Raw genomic sequence first — 20,227 nt, 5'->3', positions numbered from 1 at the left:
AGTGACCTGAATCAGACGAGAATCAGATTGTCGCGATGAATCAATTCCGGCTCAGCCATATACCCCAACGCCTTAACAATAGCCTCAGATGACTGACCGATGATCTTTTGCGACTCGACCGCACTGTAATTGCTCAAGCCACGAGCGATTTCCCGGCCATCCTGCGCCACACACACCACCATCTCGCCACGTCGAAAGCTGCCCTGCACCAACTTGACGCCGACCGGCAGCAAGCTCTTGTGATCGCGAGCAAGCGCCGAGACTGCGCCATCGTCCAGCACCAGGGTGCCACGCGTCTGCAGATGCCCTGCCAGCCACTGCTTGCGCGCCGCCAGCATGCCGCGCTCAGGCGACAGCAATGTACCCAGTCGCTCACCGCTCTTGAGCCGCGCCAGGACACGCTCGATGCGACCACCGACGATCACGGTGTGCGCCCCGGAACGGGCCGCCAGGCGCGCAGCGCGCAGCTTGGTCTGCATTCCGCCACGCCCCAGCGCACCACCGGTGCCGCCCGCAACGGCATCCAGCGCAGGATCATCGGCACGCGCTTCGTAAATCAGTTGTGCGTCAGGATTGTTGCGCGGATCAGCATCGAACATACCGTCGCGATCCGTGAGGATCACCAGCAGATCCGCCTCGACCAGATTGGCAACCAGCGCCGCGAGCGTATCGTTATCACCGAAACGGATCTCATCAGTGACCACCGTATCGTTTTCGTTGATAACTGGCACGACGCCCAGCTCGACCAGGGTGCGCAGCGTGCTTCGGGCGTTCAGGTAGCGCTTGCGATCCGACAGGTCATCATGGGTCAGCAGAATCTGCGCAGTGTGCCGGTCATGCTCGGCAAAGCTCGACTCCCACGCCTGGACCAAGCCCATCTGACCAATCGCAGCAGCCGCCTGCAGCTCGTGCATCGCACTGGGTCGAACGGTCCAGCCAAGGCGACTCATCCCGGCAGCCACCGCCCCGGAAGAAACCAGCACCAGCTCGACGCCCGCCTCATGCAGCGCCACCATCTGCTCAACCCACACACCCATCGCCGTGCGATCCAGCCCCTTGCCATCCGCCGTCAGCAAAGCACTGCCAATCTTCACAACCCAGCGCTGGGCACTCGTCACTTTGCTGCGCATCATCTTCCAACCTTAGCCAGAGAGTTTTCAAATTCGGGATACAAAAACGCCGCTAACAAACGTAGCGGCGTTCAAGTTTACTTCAAGCGATCAGTCACGGACGTAAATGATTTCCGGACCATCTTCATCGTCCACATCTTCTTCATCCCAGTCATCATCGCCGATGTCATGCACGCTCTTCACACCACTGCGACGCAGTGCGCGCTGATCATCCAGCGCCTGCAGCTGCGCACGCGCCTCATCTTCGATGCGCTGATCCAGCTCGGCCAGCTCTTCGGCGTAACCAGGCTCCTCGGCGATGCGCAGGCTGCGCTCTTCGAGATAACGCATGATGTCGCGCGTCAGTTGCTCAGTGCCTTCTTTGGCGATGGCCGAGATCACGTAGACCGGACCGGTCCACTCCAGACGATCAACGATTTCTTGCTTGCGGGCTTCGTGCTCTTCTTCAAGCAACTGATCGCACTTGTTCAGCACCAGCCAGCGATCACGATCTGCCAGGGACGGACTGAACTTGACCAGTTCGTTGACGATGATTTCAGCCGAATCAGCGGCACTGGTTTCATCCAGTGGAGCCATGTCGACGAGGTGCAGCAGCAGACGCGTACGCGCCAAATGCTTGAGGAAACGAATCCCCAGGCCAGCGCCATCGGATGCACCTTCGATCAACCCTGGAATGTCGGCAACGACGAAGCTCTTCCAGCGATCGACACTGACCACACCCAGGTTCGGCACCAGCGTGGTGAACGGATAGTCGGCCACTTTCGGCTTGGCAGCGGACACCGAGCGAATGAAGGTACTTTTGCCTGCGTTCGGCAGACCCAGCAGACCGACGTCAGCCAGCACTTTCAATTCCAGCTTGAGATCACGCTGATCGCCAGGCTTGCCCGGCGTAGTCTGACGTGGAGCACGGTTGGTACTGGACTTGAAACGCGTGTTACCCAGACCGTGCCAGCCGCCCTGGGCAACCATGATGCGCTGACCGTCTTTGGTCAGGTCACCGATGATTTCCTGAGTGGTGGCGTCGATGATGGTGGTGCCGACCGGTACGCGCAGCACCAGCTCCTCACCCTTGCGCCCCGTGCAATCGGTGCTGCCACCGTTGGAACCGCGCTCGGCATCGAAGTGACGCGTGTAGCGGTAGTCGACCAGCGTGTTCAGGTTGACATCGGCCATCATGTAGACCGAACCACCATCACCACCGTCGCCACCGTTAGGGCCACCGTTCTCGATGAATTTTTCGCGACGGAAGCTCATGCAACCGTTGCCGCCGTCACCAGCCTTTACTCGAATGGATACTTCATCTACAAATTTCATAACGCACGCCTCCCGCCACAGGGACGAGCAGAACCACATAAATTACATAAGACTCTTGCAAAAATGAGCGTTGCGATACCGATCAGAAACCAGCGACCCCAAGGGTCAACATCACAACAGCCCGCACAAACAGTTTTGCAAGAGACTCACCTGACTCTCTACCTCTACAAACGAAAAAGCCCCGTCGCAAGACAGGGCTTTTAAGCTACTGCGTGATTACGCTGCGGAGACTTCAGTCTTCGGAACGATGCTCACGTAGCGGCGACCGAAGGCGCCCTTGACTTGAAACTTGATCACGCCTTCCACTTTCGCGAACAGGGTGTGATCTTTACCCATGCCAACGCCGTAGCCAGCGTGGAATTGGGTGCCGCGCTGACGCACGATGATGTTGCCCGGAATGATAGCCTGGCCGCCATACATCTTCACGCCAAGGCGTTTGGCTTCTGAGTCGCGCCCGTTACGGGTACTACCACCAGCTTTTTTGTGTGCCATGAGTCAATTCTCCAAATGAGGATTAGGCTGAATTAAGCCTGAATACCTGTGATTTTGATCTCGGTGTACCACTGGCGGTGGCCCATGCGCTTCATGTGGTGCTTACGACGACGGAACTTGATGATGCGAACCTTATCGTGACGACCTTGCGAAACCACTTCTGCCACGACAGTAGCGCCAGCAACAACCGGAGCACCGATATTGACGTCGTCGCCATTACCGACCAGCAGAACGCGGTCGAAAGTGACGGATTCGCCAGTAGCGATTTCCAGCTTTTCAATTTTCAGGTATTCACCTGGGGCGACTTTGTACTGCTTGCCACCGGTAACAATTACTGCGTACATGGTATTTCTCCGAAAATCCTGCTCACCCAGCTCTTTATAAGAAGAGTATCGGCTGGCATGGCTGCATAGGGCTGGAACGGCCCGTTTGCAATTGCGTAAGGCAGGTGCTGCCCAGGAAAGTTAGGGTGCGCGATTGTACGCAAGCCGATCATGGGTTGCAAGAGGCCGCTCGTCATACCTTGACACGCTCTACCCCGCGACCTAGCATGCGGCGCAACCTATCCGGAGCACGTGTCGCTGATGCAACCCCAAGCCTTCTACCGCGCGGTGGCGGACGACTTTAGTGCCGTTGACGTTATCATCAAAAAGCAACTGACGTCACGCGTACCGCTGGTCTCGAAAATCGGCGACTACATCACGTCCGCTGGCGGCAAACGTCTGCGTCCCCTGCTGGTGTTGCTGTGTGGCAAGGCGTTGGGCCGTGAGGGCGACGACGTGCGTCTGCTGGCCGCCACCATCGAATTCCTGCACACCGCCACCCTGCTGCACGACGATGTCGTCGACATGTCCGGCATGCGTCGCGGCCGCTCGACTGCCAACGCGCTGTGGGGCAATGCACCCAGCGTGCTGGTGGGCGACTTTCTGTACTCGCGCTCGTTCGAGATGATGGTCGAACTCGGCTCGATGGACGTGATGAAAATCCTGTCCAAGGCCACTCGCGTCATCGCTGAAGGCGAAGTGCTGCAGTTGTCCAAGGTTCGCGACGCCAGCACCACCGAAGAAACCTATATGGAAGTGATTCGCGGCAAGACAGCCATGCTGTTCGAAGCCTCGACCCATAGCGCCGCAGCCCTGTGCAACGCCTCCCCGGAGCAGAGCGAAGCGCTGCGTACGTTCGGCGATCACCTTGGCGTGGCGTTCCAGTTGGTCGACGACCTGCTGGACTACCGTGGCGATGCCGAGACACTGGGCAAGAATGTCGGTGACGACCTCGCCGAGGGCAAGCCTACGCTGCCGCTGATCTACACCATGCGCGAGGGCACCCCCGAGCAGGCAGCGCTGGTTCGTCAGGCCATTCAGAAAGGCGGCCTGGAAGATCTGGAAAGCATCCGTAACGCTGTCGAAAGCGCCGGAGCGCTGGATTACACCGCACAAATGGCCCGTGATTACGCCGCCAAAGCCATTGCCTGCCTGGACGCCCTGCCGCCCAGCGAGTACCGCGACGCACTGATCGAACTGAGTGAGTTCGCCGTAGCGCGTACCCACTGATCACTTTCAGGCAACACGAAAAAGCCCGTCCTTGTGACGGGCTTTTTGTTGCACTGATCGTTCCTCACGCTCATCGCTCCACACAAGTCTTGCTGCAACCAATGGACGGTGGGAGGCGGCTTGCCGGCGATGTTTTTTCTGGAGCGACCTATCGGTGACTGAACTGACGCCATCGCCGGCAAGCCGCCGAATTCAGTCAGGCACTTTCGCTATTGCCGCGTTTTGCATGCCTTCCACACTTGCGCCGATCATCATCCGAATTCACTGACCCAAATCAACCACTCGGCGCAAAATGAGAATTAATCTCAATAGAGCCTTGCTATTATCCCAATACGAATTATTCTCATCAAACCGATACAGGAGATGGAACATGACTTATTTGATCGATGCATGGCTGGACCGGCCCCACCCTTACCTGAGAATTCTTCATCGAGAAACCGGGGAGGTGTGTGCCGTACTTGAGGAGGAAGCGCTGGAGGAGTTGCGCGATCAGGGCGATCTGGATGTGCACAGCCTGAGCTCCAGCGAGCCGGTGGTGCTCAAGGAACTGGTGCGCAATCTGTTTCTGTTTTGCTATGCGCGGGCGTTGCGCCCGATGGGCGAGTTGCACTGAGCATGAAGCATCAGCACAACTCCCCTTGCTGAACGAATCGGGAAGACTCGTTCAGCAGCCTTGCGTACCGCCTGAAAACCTTACAGAACGGCCAGCAGCTCCACATCGAACACCAGCACGCTGTGCGGTGCGATGCTGCCAACGCCTTGCGCGCCGTAAGCCAGTTCGCTCGGCACATACAGACGCCATTTGCTGCCGGTATTCATCAGTTGCAGCGCCTCGGTCCAGCCAGCGATCACGCCGCCGACCGGGAATTCAGCCGGCTCACCACGATCATATGAGCTGTCGAAGACGGTGCCGTCGATCAGCGTGCCGTGGTAATGAGTGCGAACCTGATCTTCACGCGTCGGCTTTGGACCCGTACCCGCAGTCAGCACTTCGAACTGCAGACCGGAGGCCAGTGTGGTCACGCCTTCACGCTTGGCATTTTCAGCCAGGTAAGCCAGACCGGCACCAGCAGCTTTCTCAGCCTTGGCGGCCGCTTCGGCCTGCATGATTTCACGGATGACCTTGAAGCTGGCGGACATTTCTTCCTGACCCACGCGGCTCGGCAGACCGTTGAACGCGTCGGTCAGTCCCGCCAGGATGGCGTCCAGGTTGACGCCCGGTGGTGGATTGTCGCGCAGTTGGTCGCCCAACTGACGGCCAATGCCGTAGCTGACGCGGGTTTCGTCGGTGGACAGATTGACTTCGGACATGACACTGCTCCGCAAAGGGGCGCGCTGTGGGCGGACACGAAAACCTGTGTGGCAATCACGACACGCTCAGTTGCACCCCGAACCAAAAGGGCGAGCAGACTAGCACAATTGACCTGACAGCCCCTACCGCAGCGGCGAAGCGCGCGTCAGGGTCAGGACCAGGACGAGTGAAAGGAGATCGGCAGACGCATCTCGGAGCGGTCATTGACCGGCATGCCGCACAGCTCGTCATGCACCACGCAGTGGACCAGATAGAACGGCACCACCGGCAGATTCTTGAGCAGGTCCCGCGCGTGCTCGACCGAGCGCAGATGCAGGGTTTTGCCAGCCTGATCCTTGAGCATCCCGGAGCTGCCGTCCATCAGTACCTCCAGCAGGTAGATGCCGCCTTCGATAGAGATCAGATTCAGCTCATTGATCCGACCCGCCTGGGCATGATCGGTAAATTCCTGATAATTCATGATCGAGCCTCTTTCGTCGTTTGCTGAAAGCATCACAGCGGACTTTTTACAGCACGCCGCAACAACAATCCAGAAACGAAACCGCCTGCCTCTCGCTCGTTTCAAGCGCGGGGCAGGCGGATGTGAGCCTGAAGCAGCGACGGGTTTACTGCTTGGTCATCTTGTCCAGTTTGGTCAGCTTGTCCAGATAGCCCATCGCGAACGCCGAGATCACGAAGGTCATGTGGATGATCACGTACCACATCAGGTATTCGGTCTTGATGTTAGTGGCGTCCATGAATACGCGCAGCAGGTGGATGGACGAAATCGCCACGATGGACGCTGCGACTTTCATCTTCAGCGACGAGGAATCCATGGTGCCCAGCCAGTTGAGCTTTTCCTTGTCCTCGTCGATGTCCAGTTGCGAGACGAAGTTCTCGTAGCCAGAGATCATGACCATGACCAACAGACCGCCCACCAGCGCCATGTCGATCAACGACAGCAGCACCAGGATCAGATCGGCTTCGGCCAGACTGAAGATATTGGGGAGGACGTGAAAGATTTCCTGAAAGAATTTCAGGCACAGCGCCAGCAACCCAAGGGACAAACCGAAATAGATCGGTGCCAGCAACCAGCGCGATGCATACATGGCATTTTCGAAGAAACGTTCCATTGGTACTCGCAAGTGTTTTGAAAAGACGCGCGAGTATATCAGCGGGAACGAGCGGCTCTAGAGATGCGACAAAATATCGCAGAGAACCTGCGTCAGACCTGAAACGGGGAAGACCGCTGAACACTGGATCTGCCGCTGTTGATACGACGCAACTCGGCCTGCATGTGCAACGCCCAGATCGGCATATGGTCGGTGGCCTGATAACCGCTGAGCACGAGGTTTTCAGCGATGCTGTCCAGCATGGACTGAGCCTGAGCCGTATCACTGAACGGCCCTTGAGAGCGGATGGCAGAGGGTTGCTCGCCTGACATTCCGGCAGCAAACAGCAGCATCCACAGACTCTCTTCACCCGGTACAGGCCGGATGACGCATTCGACACGGGTCATTAACCCGAGGCATTCCCGGATGAGGCAGAGGCTACGCGGCATGGCGAGCTCCTTGTCAGCAGCGGTATCACCCTCCTCTACAGCAGGAAGATGCGCCAGTCCATTTGGCCACCACGATCAACTGACAGAATAGAAGAAAAGTCGGGCTGTGAAACCAGGACTGATGAACGGACATCGGGTGACCCCAGGATCACCCGATATCTGTCATGACCGCATTACACCTTGAGTTCAGGCTGCAACTGGGCAGGTTCCTTCTCCAGCTCTTCCTTCAGGTCTTCATCGCTGAGCATTTCGGCGATGTCACGCAAGCGTTCCACCACCCGGGCATTGACGCTGCCCTCGGGGAACTCGCCGTGCTCGTCCGGCTCGCCAGCGGGCTCGCCCACCAGCAGGCTCAAGGCCTCGTCGGCCTGACGCACGGCGTAGATGTGGAACTGACCATCGCGAACCGCCTGCACGACCCGTTCGTCGAGCATCAAGGTCGTCACGTTGGCGTGGGGGATGATTGCACCCTGCTCGCCGGTCAGGCCACGCGCCTCGCACAGCCGGAAGAAACCTTCGATTTTCTCGTTGACCCCACCGACGGCTTGCACTTCACCGAACTGGTTGATGGAACCTGTGATCGCGAAGCACTGCTTGAGCGGCGTGCGCGACAGCGCCGAAATCAGCGTACACACCTCGCCAAGCGAAGCGCTGTCACCATCGACATAACCATAGGACTGCTCGAGCGCGATGCTCGCCGAGATCGCCAGCGGGAATTCCTGCGCGTAACGGCTGCCCAGGTAACCGGTCAGGATCATCACGCCCTTGGAGTGAATCGGCTGGCCGAGATTGACCTCGCGCTCAATATCGACGATCCCGCTGCCGCCAGGGTAAACCGTCGCAGAGATACGGGCCGGCACGCCAAAGGCCGAATCACCGACTTCCAGCACGGTCAGGCCGTTGCACTTGCCGACAGCTGCACCTTCCGTGTCGATCAGAATGACACCTGCCAGCATGTCATCGAGGATGCGTGCCGACACACGTCCGGTACGCGTAGCCTTGGCCTTCAATGCACGCTCGATGTGGCCGGCGTCCGTTTTGTCGTCGCTGGCCAGTTGGCGAATGAAATCCGCCTCACTGACCAGTTGAAACAGGTCGCCGATGCGTGCCGACAAACGACCCTGATGCTCGGCCAGACGCGCACTGTAGGTCGCCAGACGCGCAACAGCGTCGGCGGTCAACGGCGCCATGCCCTCCTCCGAGGTGCGGGTTTTCAGCAACTGGGCAAATTGCTCCAGGGTTTCGTCGACCATCGGAATTTCTTCGTCGAAGTCGACCAGCACACGGAACATCTCCTGGAAGTCCGGATCCAGGTCCTGCAGCGTGTAGTACAGCGAACGCGAGCCGATGATGACGATCTTGACGTTCCACGGGATGACCTGCGGCGTCAGTGTCACCGTTGCCACGCGCCCAAGCTCACCCAGCGGCGATTCCATTTTCAGCTTGCGCGATTGCAGGGTGCGCTTGAGCGCATCCCACACGAAAGGCTCGCTGAGCATCTTTTCCGCTTCCAGAATCAGGAAGCCGCCGTTGGCACGGTGCAACGCGCCGGGGCGCAACTGGCGGTAGGTCGTGTAGAGCGCGCCCTGATCAGTGCTGTACTCGATACGGCCAAACAGGTTGTCGTAGGTCGGATGCGGTTCGAACACCACCGGCGCGCCGCCATCGTGGGTGTTACCCACAACCAGGCTCGGGCTGTATTGCTCTTCCAGAAGCTTGCGCGCCTGGGCATCGGTCTTGCTGTCATCGACCAGTTGCTCGACCAGCGTCTTGAGCAGGTAAACCTGCATCGCCTGCAAGTAAGCGCAGACGGCGGCGTTCTCGGCGTACTTTTCAGACAGCGGTGCCAGCAAAGGCTGAAGGGTCAGGGTAATGGTTTCTTCGTTGAGCTGACGCAGCTGGTTGTTCGACTCACGCTTCCATTGCGGCAGGCTGGCCAGTTCCTCATTCAGACGTTCTTCAAGGGCAGAAATGTCTTCATGAAAACGCTCGCGGTCTGCTTCTGGCAGTTGCGAGAACTCGGCTTCGTCCAGCGCCTTGCCGTCGGCCATCGGGGTGAAGGCAATGTTGGTGCTGTCGCGGTACAGCGCAATGTCCTTTTCCAGCGACAAGCGCTCGATCACGTCCAGCGCGCGGTCATAGCGCTGATTGAACGCGCGATCAATCGAACTCTTCTTTTGCTGATACGAGGGATGCTCGAACACCGCCGGAAACGTCACCAGCAGGTTGTCGATCAGACCGCCAATGTCAGCCATGAAAGCGTGCGCAGTACCCGGCGGCAATTCCAGTGCCTTGGGCTCGCGGGGTTCGTCGAAGTTGTTGACGTAGACCCAGTCCGACGGCGTGTGCATCCGCTTGCCTTCGGCCTTGAGGTAGCGCTTCACGAACGAGAAACGGCCGGTGCCGGGCTCACCCATGACAAACACGTTGTAACCGGGACGCGGCATCGCGACCCCGAACTGCAAGGCTTCTACCGCTCGCTCCTGGCCGAGCACACCGCGAAAGGGTTCCAGATCGTTGGTGGTCGAAAAGCTGAACTGTTCAGCGGAAAACGGACGGGTCAGCGCGTGAGGCGCCAGGCGTAGGTTGGCTGCGACAGAATCGGGCATCAGTGTTCCTTACATCAGGCGGGGCAGATGTCGGCATTCTGGCGCTCGCCGCACACGACTTGCAAGGCAGGCGTTCACGCCAGAGGGCCACTGTATGATTTTCATCCCCATGAACGGCATTTCAGCCGCAATAAAAAATGCTGTTTTACGCAATATTCTGCAATCACTCACGGAACCCTTGGAACCGACCTAAGCTCAAAACTGCGCGGGTGGTTGTTAAACGGCTGTCCGCTGTGGTGTGACACCAAAGAAACTCGACCCTTGGCTGAACATAAATAGAGAAAAAAGCTATGAAACGGATTCTTCTCGGAACGCTCTTCGCTGCAGTTTCCATCAACGCCATGGCGCAAGCGCCAGGCGGCCCGGATTGCGGTTGGGGCAACATGCTGTTTGAAGGTCAACGCGGTACTCCCGCTCACTTCCTGGCTTCTACCACCAACGGTACTTCGGGCAACGCCACATTCGGCATGACCTCCGGCACCAACGGCTGCTCCACCAACAGCGCCCTGACGTATGGCGGCAAATCCTGGCTGGCCATGAACGGCATGATGGATGAGCTTTCCAAGGACATGGCCATGGGCCAAGGCGAAGCACTGACCACCTACGCGGTCGTGCTGGGCGTTGCACCGCAAGATCGTGCACGTTTCGCCGCCGTCACCCACGAGCACTTCTCGCAAATCTTCAGCAAGGCTGACGCCACTGCCGAAGACGTTCACACCAACACCGTCAACGTGTTGAAAAACGATCCAACCCTGGCCAAGTACGCTACCCAGGCTTAAAGTCGTTCGCCCGCCCTTCTTTCAGAGGGGCGGGACTCTTCTCCCTGACTAGTTGCCCTCTATGCTCAAACGTCTTGTCTTGCTGGCGCTGTTTGTGTGTGCCCCCTTGTCTGCCGCCCCACGTGTGGCTGCCGACCGTTTGCAGCAACTGGCCAACGAGCCATTCTGGATTTCACTGGGCCACTACGAGGCAGGCAAGCTCGGCGGCTGGCGCAGTTATGTTGACGACCCCAAATTCTTTCTCGCGGCTGATGGCGCGCATGACCCTAAGGCCGAGCTGAGCGCGACGCTCGATGCCATTTATGCCCCTGTCACCCACGAGCAGACCCACGCGCAGTGCGTTTACCCTGCAAGAACCCGCTGGCTGCGCGATCAGTTGAAGCTGACCGACCTGCCGGTGCTGGACTGCAAGGAATTCAAGACCTGGTACAAGGACGTGGCCCCGGACAGCACGGTGCTGATCTTCCCGGCGGCCTACCTCAACAGCCCTTCTTCGATGTTCGGCCACACGCTGCTGCGAATCGACCCCGCCAGCGCAAAAGCCAACAACACGACATTGCTCAGCTACGCGATCAACTTCGGTGCCTACATCGAAGGCATGGACAACAGCATTCTTTACGCCTGGAAGGGCCTGATGGGAGGTTATCCGGGCCTGTTCGCGCTGGTGCCTTATCAGGAAAAGCTATCGGAATACCGCAGCCTGGAGAACCGGGATCTGTGGGAATACCGATTGAACCTGACACCCGAGGAAACCGGGCGCATGGTCGAGCATGTGTGGGAGCTGAAACAGATTCGCTTCAGCTATTTCTTCTTCGATGAAAACTGCTCGTATCGTCTGCTTGAACTGCTGCAGGTCGCTCGGCCAGGGCTGCACCTGACTGAACAGTTCGGACTGACTGCCATTCCCACCGATACCGTCAAGGCAATCAAGGCTGCGGGTCTTGTGGAAAGCATCGATTACCGCCCTTCCCGCGAACGCGAACTGCTGAGCCGCGCCGAACCGCTTGATGCCGATGAGCAGCAATGGGTACTGAAGGTCAGCGCCGATCAGAAACAGCTGAAAGACAGCCAGTATCTGGCGCAGCCCAAAGAGCGTCGTGCGTTGATTCAGGACGCGGCCTATCGACTGGAGCGCTATCGCGCCAACGGCCTGGAACGTGACGCTGCGCGCTCGCAGCGCAGCTTCGAACTGCTACAGGCCATCAACCAGAATCCGCCGCCGCAACTGGACATCCAGCGCCCCGGCCTGCCAGAAGACGGGCACCAGTCACGCACCTGGCAATTGGGCGCGGGCACACGGAGCGACCGGGCTTTCGCTGAGTACGGCCTGCGCATGGCGTACCACGACCTGAACGACAATGCCTACGGCTTCCCGCTCGGCGCGCAGATCGAGATTCTGCAGCTCAAGGTGCGTCAATACGAAGGTAACGACTGGCAGGTTCAGCAACTTGATCTGGCGACGATCCGCTCGCTGACCCCACGTACCGAACTGCTGAAACCGTGGTCATGGCAAGTCACCGGCGGCCTCGAGCGCGTGCTGGGTAAACATGGCGATGAAAATCTGGTCAGCCATGTCAACGGCGGCGCAGGCGGCACCTGGCAATTGGGTGAAGAGGTACTGGGCTTCGCGCTGGGCACGGTGCGCGTCGAGCACAACAATGACTTTTCGGAATTCATCTCGCCAGCCGCCGGCTTCAATACCGGCCTGCTGTGGCGCAACCCGCTGGGCAACCTGAGCCTCGAAGCCAAGGGCGACTATTTCACCAATGGCGAAGTACGCCGCAGCATCAGCCTCAACCAGCAGTGGGAACTGTCGCGAAACGTCGGCCTGCGCCTGAGTGCCCAGCGTGAATTCAGCCAGATGAGTTCGCCACAGAACGAAGTGATGCTTGAGGTGAAGTGGTATCACTATTGATTGATACCGTGGGCGATGATGACGCCCCGCGGTAACCATCACTTGAGTTTGATGTCTGAGCGACGGTATCTCACGGTCCTGCGCCCTGTTGATACTGGCGGAATATTGACCGGCATCGGTCTGTGTAAACTCGGCAAAGCTCGCTAGCGCTCGATTTGGCTGATCTCAAGCTGCAAGTAAGATCTGATGGTGCCAGATGAGTGTCTGCGCAAGTCGTGAAAAACTGCAGCGGATGCGTGAAACCAGCGACTCAGCGTGAATCGTTCATCGGCTGGCACAGCGACACTACCTATTCCCTACATCGTTTTTACAAATAACTCACATATTCGCTTCTAGACTCACCTCATACGTCGAGGAAGTCGCCATGAAGCTGCATTGGGTGTTGTTGTCGCTGGCCATCGGGCTGGCAGGTTGTCAGTCCGCCCGTGACCAGATGCTGGCCGAAGGGTACCCGCCAGGCTTCGCCGACGGGTATCAGGATGGATGCGTCAGTGGCAAGGCGGCGGCAGGCTCGTTTTCCGGGCAGTTCCGAAAAAACGTCCCCCGTTACCTGAAGGATCGGCTTTACGCTCAAGGCTGGAGCGATGGCTTTCGTCAGTGCCAGGCGTCCGAGGACAGTCGCGACCGACTGAACCCTGGCCAGATATTCAATGACCGGGACCGCGACTGGGAGCGGGAAAAGACGCGTAGCGCCGCAAAAGCCTACCGCCCGAACTGATTGACACGTTGCATCCGGTATTTCAACGAAACCAATCACCTCGCACAGTGGCCCAAACCCAATTAGGGAGGACACTTTATGAGTCGCGCATTTGTAAACGAAGACAATGCGGCTGCGGATGCCAGTCAGCCGGTGGAGCGACTGGTCAGCGAACAGCCCAATTACGTCACTGCTCACGGCCTGGTGCTGCTGCAACGACAGGTGAGCGATCTTCAGGCTCAGCACAGCGCACAGACGGCGCTGAGCGACAACACCGACAAGCAGCGTCTGGCAGACCTGGAACGCGATCTGCGCTACTTCAATCAGCGGCTTCACAGCGCACAAGTCGTCACGCCCGCGCTTTCGACCGAAAAAGTGCAGATTGGCAGCTGGGTGACATTTGCCGATGAGGACGACCAACGACAGCGCGTGCAATTGGTCGGGGAAGATCAGGCCGATGCGGCCAATGGATTGATCAACTGGGGTTCGCCGCTTGGCCGCGCGTTGCTGGGCGCGCAATTGGGCGATGAGGTGCTGTGGAAGCGACCGCTCGGGGATCAGGTGATCGAAGTGGTGCTGATCGAGACAGACAAGGGGTGAGCTGACCAGGCGGCGTTCCGTTTGTCAGCGAATACTGTGCTTGAGTCACTGAATATTTGCCGGATGTGCCAGCCCTTTCGCGGACAAGTCCGCTCCCACAGAAAAAATATCGTTTCTTCAATGGGTTACACGTTGGCTGATGAGAGGCGGCTTGCCATTGATGGGGTTTATCCATCGCCCTGTCAGCGACTGAACTGACGCCATCGCCGGCATGCCGCCTCTCACAGTACAGCAGTGTTACAACGCTGGATTACGCCAGTTTCTTGTGACGTACGCGGTGCGGCTGGGCTGCAGCATCGCCCAGACGCTTTTTACGGTCGGCTTCGTATTCGGTGTAGTTGCCTTCGAAGAATACGGCTTGCGAGTCGTCTTCGTACGCCAGGATGTGAGTCGCGACGCGGTCAAGGAACCACCGATCGTGGGAGATCACAATGGCCGCGCCCGGGAAGTCCAGCAGCGCTTCTTCCAGTGAACGCAGGGTTTCAACGTCGAGGTCGTTGGACGGTTCGTCGAGCAGCAGCACGTTGCCGCCCTCTTTCAGGGTCAGAGCCAGGTGCAGACGACCGCGCTCACCACCAGACAGGTCCTTGACGAACTTCTGCTGATCGCCGCCCTTGAAGTTGAAGCGACCCACGTAGGTGCGCGACGGAATTTCGTAGTTGCCGATGCGGATCACGTCCGAACCATCCGACACCGCCTGGAACACCGACTTGCTGCCATCCAGGTCGTCACGGCTCTGGTCAACGCAGGCCAGTTGCACGGTTTCACCGATCTCGATGCTGCCCGAATCCGGCTGCTCCTTGCCCATCAGCATGCGGAACAGGGTCGACTTACCGGCACCGTTACCGCCGATTACGCCGACGATGGCGCCTTTAGGCATGGAGAACGACAGGTTGTCGATCAACACGCGATCGCCATAGCCCTTGGAAACGTTCTTGAACTCGATGACCTTGTCGCCCAGACGCGGGCCGGCCGGAATGTAGATTTCATTGGTTTCGCTGCGCTTCTGGAATTCCTGCGATTGCATTTCTTCGAAGCGTTGCAGACGGGCCTTGGACTTGGACTGACGCGCCTTGGCACCCTTGCGAACCCATTCCAGCTCGTCTTTCATGGCCTTTTCATGGGCCGACTGCTGCTTGGATTCCTGGGCCAGACGATCGGACTTGGCTTCAAGCCAGCCCGAATAGTTGCCCTCGTAAGGAATGCCCGCGCCGCGGTCGAGTTCCAGAATCCAGCCCGCAACGTTATCCAGGAAGTAACGGTCGTGCGTGATCGCAACCACGGTGCCCGGGAAGTCGTGCAGGAAATGCTCCAGCCAGGCGACAGAATCGGCGTCCAGGTGGTTGGTCGGTTCGTCGAGCAACAGCATGTCCGGTGCGGACAGCAGCAGGCGGCACAGCGCTACGCGGCGCTTTTCGCCACCCGACAGCACGGAAATCTGCGCATCCCAGGCGGGCAGACGCAGCGCGTCGGCGGCAACTTCCAGCTGGCGCTCCAGGTTGTGGCCGTCGCTGGCCTGCAGAATCGCTTCTAGCTTGGCCTGCTCGGCAGCCAGCTTGTCGAAGTCGGCATCAGGGTCGGCGTATTCGGCGTAGACCTGATCCAGACGCGCCTGAGCGTCCTTGATGACGCTGACCGCTTCTTCCACCACCTCACGAACGGTTTTGGTGGGGTCAAGTTGCGGCTCTTGCGGCAGATAACCCACGTTCAGTTCAGGCATCGGGCGTGCTTCGCCATCGAATTCGGTGTCGACGCCAGCCATGATTTTCAACAGCGTGGACTTACCCGAACCGTTGAGACCCAGCACGCCGATCTTGGCGCCGGGGAAGAAAGACAGAGAGATGTTTTTGAGGATTTCCCGCTTCGGCGGCACAACTTTGCTCAGCCGATGCATGGTAAAGACGTATTGGGCCATGGAATGAAAACCTGGTGTCTGTGATAAGGACCGATTAAGTGCGCGAGCTTAAAGCTCCGGCCGGAAAAAAGCTTTTATTTGTCTTTCAGACTTGCCGCCTGGCCGTTACAGGCCTTGAATCAACGCAAGCAGAAACGGATTCGAGGGTAACGGCAACTATAAAGCTGGATCAGTGTTTGCAAGCAGTGGAGTCACTCATGCAGGAGTCGGGCAGTCATCGCGCGTTGCGCAAAGCTACCCGAATGCGGCCTGCAGGGCAAACGATCCGGCCCGGCAGGACTGGCACTCTGCCACAACTCAAGGCATGCTAGCCGCCCTTCGGGCGACCGGCTTATATTGCATAACGCATCGCTGCTTCAGTTAAGTAGTCAGGAACAACGATTTGCCCACGTCAACGTCCTCCTCATTGTCATCGCGTATCGCCAAAGATTGTACGAGCGGGCCTCTGCGCGGCTCATTGAAAGGCGTATTGGCAGCGTTGGTGCTCATGATGCTGGCACTGCTGCTCTGGCAACAGCTCGACCAGTTTCATCAGACACAGGCAAGTATGCGCCAGCGTAGTCTGGACTACGCCAATCAGCTTTCCGACAGGCTGAATCTGAACATGGCACTGAATGCGCAGATCGCCATGAATTTTCTGGACGAGGGAGCCAGTGAGGAAGGCGATCTGGAGCAGGCTGCAACGCTCGATACCTTGCGCAGTGCCCTTCCCGCTCTGCGCAGCGTAGTCAGCCTCAACCCGACAGGCGAGGTGATCAAAGACAGCGCAGCCGCCACCAGTGATGGGGTTTTCCTGAAAAATGCACTCACACAGGCTTTGGGCCGCCCTTACTTCTATACCAGTGACGAACAGGGCACGCAGATCTACCTGCTGATACGTCAGGGCAATGGCAGAAGCGGCAATTACTGGGTGCTGCGTCTGGTGCCCGAAGCACTCAAGGGCTTCATCCAGCAACCCGCGCAAGACTTCCAGCACCTCTGGCGCCTGGAGAAACGCGCCACACGAAACGTGATCCTGCGTGAAACAGCGTCCGACGATGACGCGGACACAGGCCACACTGAAACCATCCTGCTGCAGTCCCTAAGTAACAGCGACTGGCAGTTGCGCGGCCTGTTCGACACACAGAAGATGCGGAGTGACCTGCTCGCACCGCTGATAGCAAAATGCCTGATAGGCCTGCTGTTCTCGATTGTACCGCTGGTGGCGCTGCTCAGTCTGCGACGTCGTCAGCGTCAGTTGCTTGAGAGCCGCCGGCGTTATCGGGATATTTTCGAGGGCGCGGGCGTTGCGATCTGTGTCATGGACATGTCCGGTCTGCCCGAGCGACTGGAGACCCTGCATATCCGCACCAGCGAGGACCTGGACCTTTTTCTCAAAACCCAGCCGGGCAGCCTCAGGCACCTGCTGCAGCACTTGCGTATCAACGAGGTCAACAATGTCGCGCTGGACCTGTTGGCGGTCCAGTCCAGCGAGCAAGCATGGCAGCGTTTGATCGAAGGCGAGTCGCGCGCGCACCCGGGTATTGGTGTCGAGGTGATTCGCGCGATTCTGGACAAGCAATCGCGACTGGAGCTGGAAACCCGTCTTGTTCAGGACAGTGGCCAGGATCAGCACTTGTGGCTGGTGCTCAGGCTGCCTGAAAGCCGCAGCGACTTCGACGCAGTGATCCTCAGCATCGGCGACATTACCAGCCGCAAGCAGATCGAGCTGTCGCTGGTGGAACGCGAAAGCTTCTGGTCGGATGTGGTGCGCACGGTCCCGGACCACCTGTATGTACAGGATGTGCTCAGCCAGCGCATGATCTACAGCAACCACCACCTTGGGCATACCCTGGGATACAGTAAATCCGAGCTGCACGCGATGGGCGAGTTCTTCTGGGAAATCCTGCTGCACCCGGACGACGCCAAGCCTTATCAGGACATGCGCCTGCGTCAGCGCCACCACGGCCACAACGAACTGCTGCAGTGCGTGCTGCGCTTTCGTGATCGTGACAACAACTGGCGGTGCTTCGATGTTCGCGAGCAGGCCCTGGCGCGCGACAGTCAGAGCCTGGTGACCCGCATCATAGGCGTGGCCAAGGACATCACCGACCAGGTTGCGTCCAGCCAGTCACTGCGTGACAGCGAGCAGCGTTATCGCATGCTCGCCGAAAGCATCAGCGACGTGATCTTCTCGACTGACAGCCAGCTTGAGGCCAACTACGTCAGCCCGTCTGTGCAGAGCGTGCTGGGCTACAGCGCCGACTGGATCCTGACCCACGGCTGGGGCGCGGCGGTCGCCAACCCGCAGCAACTGGTGGGTTTCGACGCGCTGATGAGGTCCATCAGCAAAGTACTCGACAAGCCCGAGGAACTGGCACGCCTGCGCAGCGACACAGCGCCGCGACTGTTCCTGTTCGACTGCCTGCGGGCTGACGGCCGCAAGATCCCGGTGGAGCTGCGTCTGGTGCTGGTGTGGGACGAGCACGATAACTTCGAAGGCATTCTCGGTGTCGGCCGCGACATCAGTCAGCAGCGGCGCGCCGAAAAAGACCTGCGCATGGCAGCGACGGTGTTCGAACACTCGACCTCGGCCATCCTGATCACCGATCCTGCAGGCTACATCGTCCAGGCGAACGAAGCGTTCACCCGGGTCAGTGGCTATGAGGTGGTTCAGGTGCTCGACCAGTTGCCGGGCATGCTGACGGTGGAAGCCGGGCAGGAAGCACACGTGCACTACATCCTCACACAACTCAAACAGAGCGGCTCCTGGGAAGGCGAGATCAGGCTCAAGCGACGCAGCGGCGAGCATTATCCTGCGTGGGTCGGCATCACGGCGGTGGTTGACAATGAAGGCGACCTGGCCAGCTATGTGTGCTTTTTCAGCGACATCAGCGAGCGCAAGGCCAGCGAACAGCGCATCCATCGACTGGCCTATTACGACGCCCTGACGCACCTGCCCAACCGCACGCTGTTCCAGGATCGTCTGCATTCGGCCCTGCAGCAGGCCGAACGTCAGCAGGCCTGGGTGGTGCTTATGTTTCTGGACCTTGACCGTTTCAAGCCGATCAATGATTCCCTGGGCCATGCCGCAGGCGATCGCATGCTCAAGGAAATGGCCACGCGCCTGCTGGCCTGCGTGACCGACGACGACACGGTTGCACGCATGGGCGGAGATGAATTCACCCTGTTGCTGCAGCCAGGCCCTACCCGGGACAGCGCACTGAAGCGCGCCATTCATGTGGCCGAAAAGATCCTCACCAGCCTGGTGACGCCCTTTGTGCTCGAAGGGCGAGAGTTTTTCGTGACGGCCAGTATCGGCATCGCCTTGAGCCCTCAGGACGGCAATGAACTAAGTCAGTTGATGAAAAACGCTGACACCGCGATGTACCACGCCAAAGAGCGCGGCAAGAACAACTTCCAGTTCTATCAGGCAGACATGAACGCCACGGCCCTGGAACGCCTGGAGCTGGAGAGCGACCTGCGCCATGCGCTGGAGCAGAAGGAATTTACGCTGTATTACCAGCCGCAGTTCAGCGGAGACGGCAAACGCCTGACCGGGGCCGAGGCGCTGCTGCGCTGGCGTCACCCGCGTCGCGGGCTGGTCCCGCCCAACGACTTCATTCCGGTCCTTGAAGAGCTGGGCCTGGTCGTTGAAGTGGGCGACTGGGTGCTGACCGAAGCCTGCAGCCAGCTCAAGCAGTGGCATCAGGCCAAAGTGCGCGTGCCGAAAGTCTCGGTGAACATCTCGGCACGGCAGTTCTCGGACGGCCAGCTTGGCAAACGCATCGCCAACATCCTTGATCAGACCGGCCTTTCACCCGCGTGCCTGGAGCTGGAGCTGACCGAAAGCATCCTAATGCGCGAGGTCAATGAAGCCATGCAGATTCTCGACGGCCTCAAGAACCTGGGCCTCAGCATTGCGGTGGACGATTTCGGCACGGGTTACTCGTCGCTGAACTACCTCAAGCAATTCCCGATCGACGTCTTGAAAATCGACCGCACCTTCGTCGACGGCCTGCCTTCCGGCGAACAGGATGCGCAGATCGCCCGGGCAATCATCGCCATGGCCCACAGCCTGAATCTGGCGGTGATTGCCGAAGGCGTGGAAACCCAGGAGCAACTGGATTTCCTGCGCGAACACGGCTGCGACGAAGTCCAGGGCTACCTCTTCGGCCGCCCGATGCCCGCCCACCAGTTCGAAGCACAGTTCAGCAATGATGCATTGTTCATGCTGGACTGAACGCGCTTGTGGCTGATGCTGATTGGGCGTTTTACACAGGTATCGCAGGATAAACGCACACTCTGTGGGAGTGAGCTTGCTCACGAAGAGGCCGGCACATCCGCTGAAGCAGGGTCGTCTGACCCATGGCTTTCGCGGACAAGTCCGTT

17 protein-coding genes are annotated in these 20,227 nt (G+C 58.8%); 7 read left to right on the top strand and 10 right to left on the bottom strand.

Annotated features, from left to right (window positions below; translation table 11 throughout):
• Positions 1-11: 11 nt before the first annotated feature.
• The 4 genes from proB to rplU all read right to left on the bottom strand — a co-directional run bounded on the left by proB (position 12) and on the right by rplU (position 3,280).
• Positions 12-1,130, bottom strand: a complete 1,119-nt coding sequence (proB, locus tag H8S56_RS20585) for a glutamate 5-kinase (protein WP_187519635.1) — start codon at positions 1,128-1,130, stop codon at positions 12-14.
• A 90-nt stretch (positions 1,131-1,220) separates the two neighbouring features.
• A complete protein-coding gene (gene cgtA / locus H8S56_RS20580; protein ID WP_004884053.1) occupies positions 1,221-2,444 on the bottom strand; it encodes an Obg family GTPase CgtA in 1,224 nt (407 codons plus the stop codon).
• Between the two features lie 216 nt (positions 2,445-2,660).
• Positions 2,661-2,936 (bottom strand): 50S ribosomal protein L27, encoded by a 276-nt coding sequence (gene rpmA, locus H8S56_RS20575; RefSeq protein ID WP_002551972.1) that lies wholly within the window; start codon positions 2,934-2,936, stop codon positions 2,661-2,663.
• 32 nt (positions 2,937-2,968) lie between these two features.
• Positions 2,969-3,280, bottom strand: a complete 312-nt coding sequence (gene rplU, locus H8S56_RS20570) for a 50S ribosomal protein L21 (protein ID WP_002551971.1) — start codon at positions 3,278-3,280, stop codon at positions 2,969-2,971.
• Between the two features lie 240 nt (positions 3,281-3,520).
• Here rplU and H8S56_RS20565 point away from each other — a divergent pair, with 240 nt between their 5' ends.
• Positions 3,521-4,489: a polyprenyl synthetase family protein gene (locus H8S56_RS20565; RefSeq protein WP_024688939.1), complete on the top strand. Its 969-nt coding sequence runs from the start codon at positions 3,521-3,523 to the stop codon at positions 4,487-4,489.
• A gap of 370 nt (positions 4,490-4,859) precedes the next feature.
• Entirely contained in the window at positions 4,860-5,102 is a 243-nt protein-coding gene (locus H8S56_RS20560) for a PA4570 family protein (protein WP_024685451.1), read from the top strand.
• Between the two features lie 80 nt (positions 5,103-5,182).
• Here the strand turns inward: H8S56_RS20560 and H8S56_RS20555 are convergent, their stop codons facing one another.
• The 5 genes from H8S56_RS20555 to H8S56_RS20535 form a co-directional block, all read right to left on the bottom strand.
• Entirely contained in the window at positions 5,183-5,800 is a 618-nt protein-coding gene (locus H8S56_RS20555) for an FKBP-type peptidyl-prolyl cis-trans isomerase (RefSeq protein ID WP_004884050.1), read from the bottom strand.
• Between the two features lie 152 nt (positions 5,801-5,952).
• Positions 5,953-6,261, bottom strand: a complete 309-nt coding sequence (locus H8S56_RS20550) for a DUF6482 family protein (RefSeq protein ID WP_024685452.1) — start codon at positions 6,259-6,261, stop codon at positions 5,953-5,955.
• Positions 6,262-6,406: 145 nt separating this feature from the next.
• Positions 6,407-6,913 carry a TIGR00645 family protein gene (locus tag H8S56_RS20545; RefSeq protein WP_004884048.1) on the bottom strand — a complete coding sequence of 169 codons (507 nt, stop codon included), beginning with the start codon at positions 6,911-6,913 and terminating at the stop codon, positions 6,407-6,409.
• Positions 6,914-7,005: 92 nt separating this feature from the next.
• The gene (locus tag H8S56_RS20540) at positions 7,006-7,341 is read right to left on the bottom strand and encodes a PA4575 family protein (protein WP_187519617.1); all 336 of its coding nucleotides are present in this window, start codon (positions 7,339-7,341) and stop codon (positions 7,006-7,008) included.
• Between the two features lie 173 nt (positions 7,342-7,514).
• The gene (locus tag H8S56_RS20535; RefSeq protein WP_024685454.1) at positions 7,515-9,950 is read right to left on the bottom strand and encodes a Lon protease family protein; all 2,436 of its coding nucleotides are present in this window, start codon (positions 9,948-9,950) and stop codon (positions 7,515-7,517) included.
• A 290-nt stretch (positions 9,951-10,240) separates the two neighbouring features.
• Here H8S56_RS20535 and H8S56_RS20530 point away from each other — a divergent pair, with 290 nt between their 5' ends.
• The 4 genes from H8S56_RS20530 (at position 10,241) to H8S56_RS20515 (ending at position 13,941) form a co-directional block, all read left to right on the top strand.
• Entirely contained in the window at positions 10,241-10,729 is a 489-nt protein-coding gene (locus H8S56_RS20530) for a DUF3015 domain-containing protein (RefSeq protein ID WP_024685455.1), read from the top strand.
• A gap of 61 nt (positions 10,730-10,790) precedes the next feature.
• Positions 10,791-12,644 carry an Lnb N-terminal periplasmic domain-containing protein gene (locus H8S56_RS20525; RefSeq protein ID WP_187519616.1) on the top strand — a complete coding sequence of 618 codons (1,854 nt, stop codon included), beginning with the start codon at positions 10,791-10,793 and terminating at the stop codon, positions 12,642-12,644.
• Between the two features lie 364 nt (positions 12,645-13,008).
• Positions 13,009-13,362 (top strand): hypothetical protein, encoded by a 354-nt coding sequence (locus tag H8S56_RS20520; protein WP_024685457.1) that lies wholly within the window; start codon positions 13,009-13,011, stop codon positions 13,360-13,362.
• Between the two features lie 78 nt (positions 13,363-13,440).
• The gene (locus H8S56_RS20515) at positions 13,441-13,941 is read left to right on the top strand and encodes a GreA/GreB family elongation factor (protein WP_024685458.1); all 501 of its coding nucleotides are present in this window, start codon (positions 13,441-13,443) and stop codon (positions 13,939-13,941) included.
• A gap of 250 nt (positions 13,942-14,191) precedes the next feature.
• Here H8S56_RS20515 and ettA read toward each other — a convergent pair whose 3' ends face one another.
• On the bottom strand, positions 14,192-15,856 hold the full coding sequence (gene ettA, locus H8S56_RS20510; RefSeq protein ID WP_073168757.1) for an energy-dependent translational throttle protein EttA: 1,665 nt from the start codon (positions 15,854-15,856) through the stop codon (positions 14,192-14,194).
• Positions 15,857-16,238: 382 nt separating this feature from the next.
• Here ettA and H8S56_RS20505 point away from each other — a divergent pair, with 382 nt between their 5' ends.
• Positions 16,239-20,078: a sensor domain-containing protein gene (locus H8S56_RS20505; RefSeq protein ID WP_328803440.1), complete on the top strand. Its 3,840-nt coding sequence runs from the start codon at positions 16,239-16,241 to the stop codon at positions 20,076-20,078.
• Positions 20,079-20,227 lie beyond the last annotated feature (149 nt).

The organism is Pseudomonas triticifolii (assembly GCF_014358015.1).
Lineage (GTDB): Bacteria > Pseudomonadota > Gammaproteobacteria > Pseudomonadales > Pseudomonadaceae > Aquipseudomonas > Aquipseudomonas triticifolii.
This window is presented reverse-complemented; position numbering and strand designations above follow the sequence as displayed.

Bases quoted from the DNA above. Each gene is read 5' to 3' on its own strand.
- H8S56_RS20565 (WP_024688939.1), top strand. From the start codon at position 3,521: ATGCAACCCCAAGCCTTCTACCGCGCGGTGGCGGACGACTTTAGTGCC.
- H8S56_RS20525 (WP_187519616.1), top strand. From the start codon at position 10,791: ATGCTCAAACGTCTTGTCTTGCTGGCGCTGTTTGTGTGTGCCCCCTTG.
- H8S56_RS20520 (WP_024685457.1), top strand. From the start codon at position 13,009: ATGAAGCTGCATTGGGTGTTGTTGTCGCTGGCCATCGGGCTGGCAGGT.
- H8S56_RS20530 (WP_024685455.1), top strand. From the start codon at position 10,241: ATGAAACGGATTCTTCTCGGAACGCTCTTCGCTGCAGTTTCCATCAAC.
- proB (WP_187519635.1), bottom strand. From the start codon at position 1,130: ATGCGCAGCAAAGTGACGAGTGCCCAGCGCTGGGTTGTGAAGATTGGC.
- H8S56_RS20535 (WP_024685454.1), bottom strand. From the start codon at position 9,950: ATGCCCGATTCTGTCGCAGCCAACCTACGCCTGGCGCCTCACGCGCTG.
- H8S56_RS20560 (WP_024685451.1), top strand. From the start codon at position 4,860: ATGACTTATTTGATCGATGCATGGCTGGACCGGCCCCACCCTTACCTG.
- rplU (WP_002551971.1), bottom strand. From the start codon at position 3,280: ATGTACGCAGTAATTGTTACCGGTGGCAAGCAGTACAAAGTCGCCCCA.
- ettA (WP_073168757.1), bottom strand. From the start codon at position 15,856: ATGGCCCAATACGTCTTTACCATGCATCGGCTGAGCAAAGTTGTGCCG.
- H8S56_RS20550 (WP_024685452.1), bottom strand. From the start codon at position 6,261: ATGAATTATCAGGAATTTACCGATCATGCCCAGGCGGGTCGGATCAAT.
- H8S56_RS20515 (WP_024685458.1), top strand. From the start codon at position 13,441: ATGAGTCGCGCATTTGTAAACGAAGACAATGCGGCTGCGGATGCCAGT.
- H8S56_RS20545 (WP_004884048.1), bottom strand. From the start codon at position 6,913: ATGGAACGTTTCTTCGAAAATGCCATGTATGCATCGCGCTGGTTGCTG.
- H8S56_RS20540 (WP_187519617.1), bottom strand. From the start codon at position 7,341: ATGCCGCGTAGCCTCTGCCTCATCCGGGAATGCCTCGGGTTAATGACC.
- H8S56_RS20555 (WP_004884050.1), bottom strand. From the start codon at position 5,800: ATGTCCGAAGTCAATCTGTCCACCGACGAAACCCGCGTCAGCTACGGC.
- rpmA (WP_002551972.1), bottom strand. From the start codon at position 2,936: ATGGCACACAAAAAAGCTGGTGGTAGTACCCGTAACGGGCGCGACTCA.
- cgtA (WP_004884053.1), bottom strand. From the start codon at position 2,444: ATGAAATTTGTAGATGAAGTATCCATTCGAGTAAAGGCTGGTGACGGC.